Source organism: Ornithinicoccus hortensis (genome assembly GCF_006716185.1).
In the GTDB taxonomy this organism is placed as follows: Bacteria; Actinomycetota; Actinomycetes; order Actinomycetales; family Dermatophilaceae; genus Ornithinicoccus; species Ornithinicoccus hortensis.
This window is the reverse complement of record NZ_VFOP01000001.1, coordinates 1,058,445-1,069,828: the sequence shown is the minus strand read 5'-3', so window position 1 is coordinate 1,069,828 and position 11,384 is coordinate 1,058,445. Positions and strand designations below refer to the sequence as shown.

The 11,384-nt window shown below is 69.0% G+C and carries 13 protein-coding genes; 9 read left to right on the top strand and 4 right to left on the bottom strand.

What is annotated here, in order from left to right; translation table 11 throughout:
• The first annotated feature begins 159 nt into the window (after positions 1–159).
• The 5 genes from FB467_RS04925 to FB467_RS04910 all read left to right on the top strand — a co-directional run bounded on the left by FB467_RS04925 (position 160) and on the right by FB467_RS04910 (position 2,045).
• Positions 160–357 (top strand): hypothetical protein, encoded by a 198-nt coding sequence (locus FB467_RS04925; protein ID WP_141784103.1) that lies wholly within the window; start codon positions 160–162, stop codon positions 355–357.
• 23 nt (positions 358–380) lie between these two features.
• Positions 381–602: a hypothetical protein gene (locus FB467_RS04920; RefSeq protein WP_141784102.1), complete on the top strand. Its 222-nt coding sequence runs from the start codon at positions 381–383 to the stop codon at positions 600–602.
• Between the two features lie 73 nt (positions 603–675).
• Positions 676–1,218 (top strand): hypothetical protein, encoded by a 543-nt coding sequence (locus FB467_RS04915; protein ID WP_141784101.1) that lies wholly within the window; start codon positions 676–678, stop codon positions 1,216–1,218.
• Complete coding sequence (locus tag FB467_RS18705) at positions 1,215–1,466, top strand: hypothetical protein (protein WP_211350556.1); 252 nt, start codon at positions 1,215–1,217, stop codon at positions 1,464–1,466. The genes FB467_RS04915 and FB467_RS18705 overlap by 4 nt, the downstream gene beginning before the upstream one ends.
• Positions 1,467–1,556: 90 nt before the next feature.
• Positions 1,557–2,045, top strand: a complete 489-nt coding sequence (locus FB467_RS04910) for a nucleotidyl transferase AbiEii/AbiGii toxin family protein (protein WP_211350555.1) — start codon at positions 1,557–1,559, stop codon at positions 2,043–2,045.
• 32 nt (positions 2,046–2,077) lie between these two features.
• On the opposite strand, the gene FB467_RS04905 is transcribed toward FB467_RS04910, so the two are convergent.
• Complete coding sequence (locus tag FB467_RS04905; RefSeq protein ID WP_141784100.1) at positions 2,078–3,016, bottom strand: hydroxymethylglutaryl-CoA lyase; 939 nt, start codon at positions 3,014–3,016, stop codon at positions 2,078–2,080.
• A 104-nt stretch (positions 3,017–3,120) separates the two neighbouring features.
• Between FB467_RS04905 and FB467_RS04900 the strand changes: the two genes are divergently transcribed.
• From FB467_RS04900 to FB467_RS04885, 4 genes are all read left to right on the top strand, one after another.
• A complete protein-coding gene (locus FB467_RS04900; RefSeq protein ID WP_141784099.1) occupies positions 3,121–4,788 on the top strand; it encodes a DNA repair helicase XPB in 1,668 nt (555 codons plus the stop codon).
• A 66-nt stretch (positions 4,789–4,854) separates the two neighbouring features.
• Positions 4,855–6,924, top strand: coding sequence for an acyltransferase family protein (locus FB467_RS04895; RefSeq protein WP_170230567.1), 2,070 nt, complete (start codon positions 4,855–4,857; stop codon positions 6,922–6,924).
• 59 nt (positions 6,925–6,983) lie between these two features.
• A complete protein-coding gene (locus tag FB467_RS04890; protein ID WP_141784097.1) occupies positions 6,984–7,688 on the top strand; it encodes a response regulator transcription factor in 705 nt (234 codons plus the stop codon).
• Positions 7,685–9,172: a sensor histidine kinase gene (locus FB467_RS04885; protein ID WP_141784096.1), complete on the top strand. Its 1,488-nt coding sequence runs from the start codon at positions 7,685–7,687 to the stop codon at positions 9,170–9,172. Before FB467_RS04890 ends, FB467_RS04885 begins: the two co-directional genes overlap by 4 nt.
• Before the next feature lie 33 nt (positions 9,173–9,205).
• Here the strand turns inward: FB467_RS04885 and ehuA are convergent, their stop codons facing one another.
• From ehuA to FB467_RS04870, 3 genes are read right to left on the bottom strand one after another with little or no spacing between them, the layout of a single operon-like run.
• Positions 9,206–10,009, bottom strand: coding sequence for an ectoine/hydroxyectoine ABC transporter ATP-binding protein EhuA (gene ehuA, locus FB467_RS04880; protein ID WP_280525427.1), 804 nt, complete (start codon positions 10,007–10,009; stop codon positions 9,206–9,208).
• The gene (locus tag FB467_RS04875) at positions 9,999–10,655 is read right to left on the bottom strand and encodes an amino acid ABC transporter permease (RefSeq protein WP_141784095.1); all 657 of its coding nucleotides are present in this window, start codon (positions 10,653–10,655) and stop codon (positions 9,999–10,001) included. The genes ehuA and FB467_RS04875 overlap by 11 nt, the downstream gene beginning before the upstream one ends.
• The gene (locus FB467_RS04870) at positions 10,655–11,383 is read right to left on the bottom strand and encodes an amino acid ABC transporter permease (RefSeq protein WP_228393277.1); all 729 of its coding nucleotides are present in this window, start codon (positions 11,381–11,383) and stop codon (positions 10,655–10,657) included. The genes FB467_RS04875 and FB467_RS04870 overlap by 1 nt, the downstream gene beginning before the upstream one ends.
• Between the last annotated feature and the right edge of the window lies 1 nt (position 11,384).

The window sequence follows — 11,384 nt, the reverse complement described above, 5'->3', positions numbered from 1 at the left end:
TCCCCGCACCTACGAACTCTCTCTCGCCACACGGTAAGCCCAGGCCCGCCGCGCGCCCTATTCGGGGCGTCGGCGACCCAGCCGGTTCCCGGGCGGCGAGGGTGCGTCCGCCGGCCCCACGGCATACGGTAGGCAGGACGGCAATCACGGGAGGCCACCATGGGCATGTTCGGCAAACTCTTCGATCCCGCCGGCGAGTCCGGCTCCGAGGAGACCGGCAAGGGCGAGCGCTACGACCCGAACGCGGGGCGCGCCGAGGTCGACCTGGACGCTGGCGTCCTGATCCTGCCCGACTACGGCGACGACGCGTCGGGCAACGCCGACGCCGACGCGGCCCACGAGCCGGACGAGGGCTGAGCCCGGCGGGCGGGAGGCAACCCATGGGCTTCGGCGTCTTCGACGAGATCTTCAACCCGGCCGGTCACCGGGCGCAGCAGGACATCAAGGAGCAGCACGACAAGGTGGCTCCGGCACCCACACCCGCGGACGACCCGCACGGGAAGGGTGAGGTGGACCTGGACGGCGGGCTGGTCACCATCGACGTGGTCGCCGACCGCGCGCTACCTCCAGAGAAGGCGCGTTTCCCCTCGCCCGGAGGGTGACGACGACCCCACCGAGGAGCCCCAGGACTGAACCGTCCGTCACAACACTACCGCTTTTCGGTATAGTTGTGACATGGCGCCCGGCGGGACATATCGGGAAATCGTGCGCGAGATCGCGCTCGATCACTACGGTTACGTAACGACGAGGGCGGCATCCGAGGCTGGGGTACCCGCGATCGAGTTGCCGAAGCTTGCCGCACGTGGCGGCCTGGTGAACGTCGCCTACGGGCTCTATCGCGTGCCGGACATCCCGCCAACCATCTACGACCAGTTTGCCGAAGCACTCTTGCGCGCGGGAGAAGGCGCGTACTTGCACGGGGAGGCGGTTCTTGCCCTGTTGGGCCTGGCCGACGTGAACCCGCGCAGGATCAAGGTTGCCGTTCGCCGTCGCGCTCGTCCAAAGCTACCTCCGTACGTCGAGTTGACCCAGGTCAAGGAAGACGTAGGGACGACGTTCTACGAGGGACTCGCAGCGCAACCGGTGGCCGACGCCATTCTTGAGTGTCGCGCTCGCATCGAGACCGAGCGTCTTCTGGATGCGGCGAAGCAGGCTCGCAGGGAGGGGCTGTTGACCACGGCCGAGTGGCAGCGCGTGCAGGAGGGACTTCAGTCGTGAGTTACTCCGGCACACCGACCAGCGTGCGTTCGCTGGAGCAGCGCATACGCCACCTGGAGGGCAGCGAAGGGCTCGCCCTGCGGCGGCGGGTCGGGATGGCACTGGTCGTGGTCAGCCAGATGTTGCCCGAAGGAGCGATCAAGGGTGGGAGCGCGATGGCGCTGCGCTACGGACGGGCCACTCGCTTCACTCAAGACCTCGATGCTGCGCGAGTCAGACCACTTGCAAGATTCCGCAGCGACTTCTAGGACTCCCTGTCAGCCGGGTGGGCGGGGTTCACTGGGAGACTGGTCGAGAAGGCCCCACCCCGACCGCCGGCGGCACCTACGGCCCATGTCATGCAACCGTTCGAGGTGAAGCTCAACTACCGGGGGCGCCCGTGGTGCACCGTGAAGTTCGAGCTGGGACACAACGAGATCGGCGATGCCGACGAGCCCGAGTATCAGCTGGCCGCCGACCTCGCGGGACTCTTCACCCAGATCGGCTTGGAAGCACCCCAGCCAGTGCCCGTCATGCGATCGGATCATCAGATTGCGCAGAAGCTCCACGCCGCCTCGGGCGAGAGGAGCGAACGTACGCGCGATCTCGTCGACCTCCAACTCCTCGACAGGGAAGAGAACCTCGACCTCGCGCAGGTGGCGACGACCTGTATCCGTCTGTTCGACTACCGTCGTCAGCAGGCTTGGCCACCGACCATCGTGCCCGGTGCAGGCTGGGACACGCTCTATGCCGAGGCCGCCGACGGGCTCGACGTCCTGCCGACCGTCGACGAGGCCGTCGAATGGGCCAACGAGATCGTCCAGCGCATCGCAGCGGCTGGACGATGACCCAGTAAGGGCCGCCGGTCAGTGCCCTGCCATCAGGTCCCGCTGAGCGCCTTGACGACCCGCGACGGCGAGGGGCGGCCGAGTTGACCGGCCATCCAGACGCTCGTCTCCACGAGCATGTCCAGGTCGGTGCCGTGCTCCACCCCGAGACCGTCCAGCGCCCAGACCAGGTCCTCGGTGGCCAGGTTGCCGGTGGCGGACTTGGCGTAGGGGCAGCCGCCCAGGCCCCCGGTGCTGGCGTCGACCACGCTGACCCCGCGGGACAGCGCGGTCAGCGTGTTGGACAGCGCCTGGCCGTAGGTGTCGTGGAAGTGCACCCCGATCTGGTCCACCCCGATCCCGGCCCCGTCCAGCCCGTCGAGGAGCCGTTGCACGTGACCGGGGGTGGCTACCCCGATGGTGTCGCCGATGCTGAGCTGGTCACAGCCGAGGTCCATCAACCGGGAGCAGGAGTCCACCACCTGGTCGACCGGCACCGGCCCCTCCCACGGGTCGCCGAAGCACATCGAGACGTAGGCCCGCACCCAGGCGCCGGCGTCCAGCGCCCGGGCCACCACGGGGGCGAACATCTGCACCGACTCGGCGACCGACCGGTTCAGGTTGGCCTGGGCGAAGGACTCGGTGGCGCTGCCGAAGATGGCGATCGAGGAGACCCCCTTCTCCAGGGCCCGGTCCAGGCCGCGTTCGTTGGGCACGAGCACGGGGCGCTGCCGGCCCGTGCCGGCCGACCCGAGCAGGTCGATCAGCTCCTCCGCGTCGCCCAGCTGGGGCACCCACTTCGCCGGCACGAAGGAGGTCAGCTCGACGGTCTGCAGGCCAGCCGCGAGGAGCCGGCGGACGAACTCGGCCTTCACCTCGACGGGGACCACGGACTTCTCGTTCTGCAGCCCGTCCCGTGGGCCGACCTCGTAGATGGTCACGCTCTCGGGCAGGTCCGGATCCGGCTCGACCATCGGCAACGTGCGCGTCATACCCCCATCCTCGCACCGGCCTCGCACACAGGGACACCACGACGGAGACCACGGCGGCCGTCACCGCGGGAACAACGACGGTGCGGACCGACGTTGCACAGCCGATGACCGGACCCCTGATCGTGCAGAGCGACAAGACCCTCCTGCTGGAGGTCGACCACCCCGACGCGGAGACCGCCCGGCGAGCGATCGCACCGTTCGCCGAGCTGGAGCGTGCCCCGGAGCACGTGCACACCTACCGGGTGACCCCGTTGGGCCTGTGGAACGCCCGGGCCGCGGGGCACGACGCCGAGCAAGTCGTGGACGCCCTGGTGACCCACAGCCGGTACCCGGTCCCCAACGCCCTGCTCCTCGACGTCGCGGACACGATGGCCCGCTACGGCCGGTTGACCCTGCTCCGCGACGAGTCCGGTGACGAGCCCCGGCTGCTGCTGCGCACCACGGACCGTCCGGTGCTCGCCGAGGTGCTGCGGCACAAGAAGATCAAGCCGATGATCGGCCAGACCGTCGACGAGGACACCGTCGAGGTCCACCCCTCCGAGCGTGGCCGCCTCAAGCAGGAGCTGCTCAAGGTGGGGTGGCCCGCCGAGGACCTGGCCGGCTACGTCGACGGCGAACAGCACCGGATCGACCTGGCGGAGGACGGCTGGTCGCTGCGGCCCTACCAGCAGCAGGCGGTCAACGGGTTCTGGGACGGTGGCTCCGGTGTCGTGGTGCTGCCCTGCGGAGCCGGCAAGACTCTGGTCGGCGCCGGCGCGATGGCCAAGTCGGGGACGACCACGCTGATCCTGGTGACCAACACCGTCGCCGCCCGGCAGTGGCGTGACGAGCTGCTGGCCCGCACCTCCCTCACCGAGGACGAGATCGGGGAGTACTCCGGGGCCCGCAAGGAGATCCGCCCGGTCACCATCGCCACCTACCAGGTCCTCACGCTGCGCCGGAAGGGCAACTACCCGCACCTGGACCTGCTCGACGCGCGGGACTGGGGCCTCATCGTCTACGACGAGGTCCACCTGCTCCCGGCCCCCATCTTCCGGATGACCGCCGACCTCCAGGCCCGCCGCCGCCTCGGCCTGACCGCGACCCTGGTGCGCGAGGACGGTCGGGAGTCCGACGTGTTCTCGCTGATCGGCCCCAAGCGGTACGACGCCCCGTGGAAGGACATCGAGGCCCAGGGCTATATCGCTCCTGCCGACTGCGTCGAGGTGCGGGTCGGCCTGTCCGAGTCGATGCGGATGGCGTATGCCGTGGCCGAGCCGGAGGAGCGCTACCGGTTCGCCTCGTGCGCGGAGGCCAAGGACCCCGTCGTCGACCAGCTCGTGGCCCGGCACCGGGGCGAGCCGACGCTGGTCATCGGGCAGTACCTGGACCAGCTGGAGACCCTCGCCGGGCGCCTGGACGCCCCGTTGATCACCGGCGAGACGGGGGTCGCGACCCGGCAGAAGCTGTTCCGGCAGTTCCGGGAGGGCGAGATCGACCTGCTCGTGGTGAGCAAGGTCGCCAACTTCTCGATCGACCTGCCGGAGGCGTCCGTGGCGATCCAGGTTTCCGGCACGTTCGGGTCGCGCCAGGAGGAGGCCCAGCGCCTCGGCCGGGTGCTGCGGCCCAAGGGCGACGGCCGGACCGCCCACTTCTACACGATCGTCGCGCGGGACACCGTCGACGCGGAGTTCGCCGCGCACCGGCAGCGGTTCCTGGCCGAGCAAGGCTACGCCTACCGCATCGTCGACGCGGATGACCTCGGGTCTTTGGACGCGCCCGCGCCAAGCTAGGTAGTTCGCACCAGGCTGGGTACTTTCGTGGGGCCGACCTGCCCCGCGTTGCCCTGGAGGAGATCCGTGTCCACCGACCTCAGCGCGAGGCCGAGCACGTCCCAACCCGCCCGGGCGGATCGCCCGCTCGCCCCGATCGTCACCCCCGCCGTCCCGGGAAGCGTGCGCTTTCGTCCCGAGATCGAGGGTCTGCGCACCGTGGCGGCGTTGTTGGTGGCGGTCTACCACGTGTGGCTCGGCCGGGTCTCCGGCGGCGTCGATGTCTTCTTCGTGATCGCCGGCTTCATGATGGTGCTGACCATCCTGGGGCACTACGAACGGCAGGGCTACCTCCACCTGGGCCGCTACCTGAGCCGGTTGGCCAGCAGGTTGCTGCCCCAGGCACTCGTGGTGCTCGTGGTCGTCGCCACCGCGACGGTGCTGCTCCTGCCGGCGACGCTGTGGCGCTCGGTATTCTCCGACATCGGCGCCTCGGCCCTGTACTACGAGAACTGGCAGCTCATCGAGCGTTCGGTCGACTACCTCCAGCGGGACGGGGCGGTCAGCCCGGTCCAGCACTTCTGGGCGATGTCCATCCAGGGCCAGTTCTACCTGGTCCTGGCCGCCCTCGCGGTCCTCGCCTTCGCCACCCGCGGCCGCCGCGCCTTGGATATCTGGTTCGGCTGGGTGTTGGGTGCGGCCTTCCTCGCGTCCTTCACCTACTCGGTCGTCCTCACCCGCCTCGACCAGCCGATCGCCTACTTCCACACCGGCACGCGGCTCTGGGAGTTCGCGGCCGGCGGCCTCGTCGCCCTGGTGCTGCGCCGGATGACCGCTCCCTCGGGTGTGCTCAGCGTGGCGCTGGGCTGGGTCGGCCTGGTCCTCATCGTCAGTTGCGGCGTGGCGCTGTCGGTCAGCGAGGCGTTCCCCGGATGGGTCGCCCTGTGGCCGGTCCTGGGCGCCGTGTTCATCCTGGCGACCGGCAACTCCGGCCAGCGCTGGTCGGCCGCGGGTCTCCTGTCCCGCCGGCCGATGGTGCGCCTCGGCCGGATCTCCTACGGCATCTACCTCTGGCACTGGCCGGTCTTCGTCTTCTACCTGCACTGGCGCGACGTCATCGCAGTGGGAGTGGTGGAAGGGGCCGTGCTGATTGCCGCCTCCGTCGGGCTGGCCGAGCTGAGCACCCGACTGGTCGAGCAGCCGGTGCGCTCGTTCGCGCTCCCCCGGTCCTCGTGGATGGTCCTCGGTGCGTCGGCGGCCCTGGTGGCACTCGTCGCCGGGGCCGCGCTCGCCGGGGCCAACCGCGGGGTGCAGCGCACCGTCGCATCCGGGGTAGTGGGTGCGCCGCTGGTCGACCAGACCGACGGGACCGACCTGTCCCTGGGCAACACCGACGACCCGGTCCCCGGTGTCCTCGCCGCCTCCGACGACGTCCCGTCGGTCGCCAAGGACAACTGCCAGACCTCTCTCCACGAGAGCGGCGTGGTGGAGTGCGACTACGGCGACGTCGACGCCGAGCGGACGGTGGTCCTGATCGGCGGCAGCCACTCCGCCCACTGGCTCCCCGGTTTGGACCTGGCCGCCCAGGCCGAGGGCTGGCGGGTGCACACCCTGCTCAAGAACGGCTGTCGCGTGGGCTACCAACTCCCAGAAGGCGAGGACCACCCCTCGCTCACCACGTGCGCCACCTGGAATCAGGACGCCCTCCCACTCCTGGTCGAGCTGGACCCCGACCTCGTCCTGATGACCTCGACGGTCACCCACCACGAGGACCCGGAGGAGGTGCCCGAGATGTATCTGCCCGTGTGGCAAGAACTTGCCGACCACGACATCCCGGTCCTGGCCATCCGGGACAACCCCCGTTCACCGTTCAACCGGGTGGACTGCATGGCCGAGCACGGGGCGCTGTCCGCGGAGTGCACCATCGCCCGGGAGAGCACCCTGGCGGCCGTGGACCCCACCACGCAACTCGACCCCGCACCAGCCAACCTGACATTCGCCGATCTCAGCACCTACTTTTGTGACGACACCGAGTGCCCGGCCGTGATCGGCAACGTGGTCGTCTACAGCGACGACGACCACATCACCGTCAGCTACTCGCAGTCCCTCGCCGACGTCCTCGCCCAGGAGTTGTCGGCCTTCTCGGGTGCCCGATAACCCGGCTCGGTCAGGTGGCTCCCAGACAACTCCCAGACAAAGGCCGGACACTGGGAGTCATGAGTACACCTGAAGCGACCCTGCTCGTGGTCGAGGACGAGACGAACATTCGTGAGCTCCTGGCCACCAGCCTGAAGTTCGCCGGGTTCCAGGTGCACGCTGCCGCCGACGGGAACACCGCCCTGAAGATGGCCTCCGAGCACGACATCGACCTCGCCGTGATGGACGTGATGTTGCCGGACATGGACGGTTTCACCGTCACCCGCCGGCTGCGCGAGGCCGGACGCCAGGTGCCCATCGTCTTCCTCACCGCCCGGGACTCCCTGGACGACAAGGTCAAGGGGCTCACCGTCGGGGGCGACGACTACGTCACCAAGCCGTTCAGCCTGGAGGAGGTGGTCGCCCGGATCCGTGCGGTCCTGCGTCGCACGACCGCCGTCGAGGACGAGGACGACACCGCCCTGCGGGTGGCCGACCTGGAGCTCGACGAGGACAGCCACGAGGTGCGCCGCAACGGCAAGGTCATCGAGGTCTCGCCCACCGAGTTCAAGCTGTTGCGCTACCTGATGCTCAACCGCGGGCGGGTGCTGTCCAAGTCGCAGATCCTGGACCACGTGTGGGACTACGACTTCCGTGGTGAGATGGGCATCGTGGAGTCCTACATCTCCTACCTGCGGCGCAAGGTCGACGTGGACGGCCCGCCCCTGATCCACACCAAGCGCGGCGTCGGCTACGTGCTGCGAGAGCCCCGCGAGAACGCGTGACCCCCCTGGCCGGAGCCCGCCACCGGGTCTATACCCGGCTGCACAACCTGTCGCTGACCGCACGCCTCGTCTCGGTGGTCGTGCTGCTCACCCTCACCGCGTTCCTCGTCACGACCACGCTCACGGCATACCTGCTGCGCGACTACCTGACCGACCGCACGGACTCGGACCTGCGCTCCTACCTGGACCCGTTGGCCGACAGCGCGGTGGCCCAGCTGATGAACCAGCCGGACCCCGGCGAGGACTACCTGCCCTCGACCCCGTTCTACCTGGTGATTACGCACCGCGAGACGAACCAGGCCATCGCCTGGGCGCCGCGCAGCCAGGAGATCCGTCCCGACCTGAGCGCCGTGGCCTGGGACGACCCGCGGTTCGCCGAGGGACCGTTCTATTTCACGGTGCGGGGCGAGGGGTCCGACGGGCAGTGGCGGGTGCTGGCCGACCGGCACCGCAGCGGCCAGCTGACCGTCGCCGTCGCGGTCCCGCTCGCCCCCGTGCAGAGCACCGTGCGACAACTGGTCCTCCTCAGCAGCATCGTCGGCTTCTGCACGCTCGCGGCCGTCGCCCTGCTCGGCTGGTTCGCGGTGCGCCGCTCGTTCCGTCCGCTCGGCCGGATCGAGGACACCGCCCGGGCGATCGCCGCCGGGGACCTCACCAGCCGGATCCCGCCGCGGGCCGCCCACGACGAGGTGGCTTCGTTGTCGGACTCGCTGAACAGGATGCTGGCGCGCATCGAGCACTCTTTCGCGGTGCGGGAGGCCTCGGAGCAGCGGATGCGGCAGTTCGTGGCGGACGCCTCGCACGAGCTGCGGACCCCGTTGGCCACGGTGAAGGGGTATGCCGAGCTGTACCGCGTGGGGGGCGTGCGCGAGCCCGAGGACGTGGCCGGGGCGATGAGCCGGATCGAGAACGAGGCCGGCCGGATGGCCCGGTTGGTGGAGGACCTGCTGCTGCTGACCAGGCTCGACAGCCAACCGGCCACGCAGCCGCGGGACGTCGACCTCACCGTGCTCGCCGCCGACACCGTCCAGGACGCCCGGGTGCGCCGGGACGACCGGGACATCCGGCTGGTGCCGTTGGACCCCGCCGCGGAGGGCCTCTCCGGGGTCCACACCATGGGCGACGACCACGGGTTGCGGCAGGTCTTCACCAACCTGGTGGCCAACGCCCTGGAGCACACCCCGGACCGGACCCCGCTGGAGGTGGCCCTCGGGAGCTCAGGGGGACGCGCCGTGGTGGAGATCCGGGACCACGGGCCGGGCATCCCGCCGGACGTCGCCGACCGGGTGTTCGAGCGGTTCTACCGCGCGGATCCCTCGCGCAACCGGTCCAGCGGCGGCACCGGCCTGGGGCTGGCCATCGTCGCGGCCATCGTGGCCCGGCACGGCGGGACGGTCCGCCACCTGCAGACCCCCGGCGGGGGCGCCACGTTCCGTGTCGAGCTGCCGCTGCACCTCACCACCGAACCGGCCGACGCCTCCTGACCGGGGGGCTGTCCGCGGGTCGTCCCGCCGTCCTCAGAGGACGGCCTCCAGGAACTTCTTGGTGCGGTTGTGGTCGGGGTCGGTGAAGATCTTGTCCGGGGACCCCTCCTCCACGATCTGGCCGCCGTCGAACATCATGACCCGGTTGGACACGTCCCGGGCGAACTGCATCTCGTGGGTCACGATGAGCATCGTGATGTCGGTCTCCTGGGCCAGGTCGCGCAGCGTGTTCAGCACGTCACCGACCAGCTCGGGGTCCAGCGCCGAGGTGACCTCGTCGAGGCAGATGATCTCGGGGTGCATGGCCAGTGCCCGGGCGATCGCCACCCGTTGCTGCTGCCCACCGGACAACTGCATGGGGTGCGCGTCGGCCTTGGCGGCCAACCCGACCTTCTCCAGCAGGCCCTTGGCCTCGACCCGGGCCTCCTCCGGCTTCTTGCCGAGCACGTGCACCGGCGCCTCGATGATGTTCTCGATCACCGACATGTTGGGGAACAGGTTGAACTGCTGGAAGACCATGCCGATCCGCCGCCGGGTCTTGCTGACCTCCTTGGGCTTCAGCGCCACCCGCTTCCCACCTCGCTCGGCGTGGGTGAGCGGGGCGCCGTCGACGAAGATATACCCGTCGGTGAGGTCTTCCAGCGTCATCAGCAACCGGAGGATGGTCGTCTTGCCGGAGCCGCTGGGGCCGATGAGGGTGACCCGCTCCCCGTGACCCACGGTCAGGTTGAGGTTGTTCAGCACCGTGAGGTCACCGAACTTCTTCACCACGTTCTTGAACTCGATCCGGGGGGTTGTCGTAGCCCCGTCCGGGGTCGGCTGGTTGTCAGTAGGCAAGTTTCTTCTCCAGTTTCTTCATCAGGAGCGCCGTCGGATAACTGGCCGCGAGGAAGATCAGGCCGGCGACCGTGAACGCCTCGATGTAGGTGAAGTGCTTTCCACCGAACTCCTGGGCCTCGGTGACCATCTCCGGCACTGAGATGAAGATCAAGAACGGCGTGTCCTTGAACATGGCGATCATCCAGTTGCCCAGGGAGGGCAGGGTGTTGCGGATCGCCTGCGGCAGGATGACCGCCCGCCAAGTGCGCGACTGGGGCAGGCTCAACGCGGTGGCGGCCTCCCACTGTCCCTGCCGGATCGACTCGATGCCGCCCCGGTAGGACTCGGCCATGTAGGTCGAGTAGTGCACGCCGAGGACGACGATGCCGATGGTGAGGCGGTCGAAGCGCGGGGCGAATCCCACCACGATGCCGAGGGCGAACAGCAACTGCACCGGCAGCGGCGTCATCCGGATCACGTCCAACGCCCATTTCAACGGGTACCCCAGCACCTTCGGCAGCTGGCGGACACCGATGGCCCAGACCAGACCCAGCACGACGGCGATCAGTGAGCCGAGCACCGTCGCGACCAAGGTCACCTTGAGGAAGGCCTCCAGCAGGATCGGGAGGGCCTCCATGAACAGCTCGGGATCGAAGAGAACCATCAGGCGACCGCCTCTGCGACCGCAGCGTCCGCATCCCGCCGGCTCACCTTGAAGCCCAACCGTTGCTGGGCCCGGCGCTCCATCCACCGGAAGACCGAGGACACGATGAGCGCGATGACCAGGTAGATCAGCATGGCGCTGCCGAAGGAGACCCAGGTGCCGACGCTACGCCGAGCGATCGAGGCGTCGAAGGTCACGTCGTGCAACAGCACCAGGCTCACCGCGGCGGTGCCCTTGACGAGCATCACGGCGAGGTTGTTGAAGCCGGGGAGCATCAGCGCCCACGCCTGCGGCCAGATGACCCGGCGGAACTTGGTGAACCACGGCATCGACAACGCCGTCGTGGTCTCCCACTGGCCCTTGGGCACCGCGTTCAACGACCCCCGGACCACCTCGGCACCGTAGGCGCCGTAGTTGAGCCCGAGACCGATGATGGCGCTCCACATGCCGCCCAGGTCGAAGTCGTAGCCCATGTCCCTGGCCACCGTGGGGATCACGTAGAAGAGGAAGAACAACTGGACCACCAGGCTGGTCCCGCGGAAGACCTCGACGATGATCCGCGAGATCACCTGTGCCCAGCGGGGTCCCTGGTGCAGCGTCACACCGAGGACCACCGCGACGATCATCATCAGCACGGCGCCGCCGAGGAAGGCGTAGAGAGTGGTCTGGAGACCGTTCTCGATCAACCTCGGCAGCGTCGTGCCAACATCGGAGAAGAAGTCACCCACG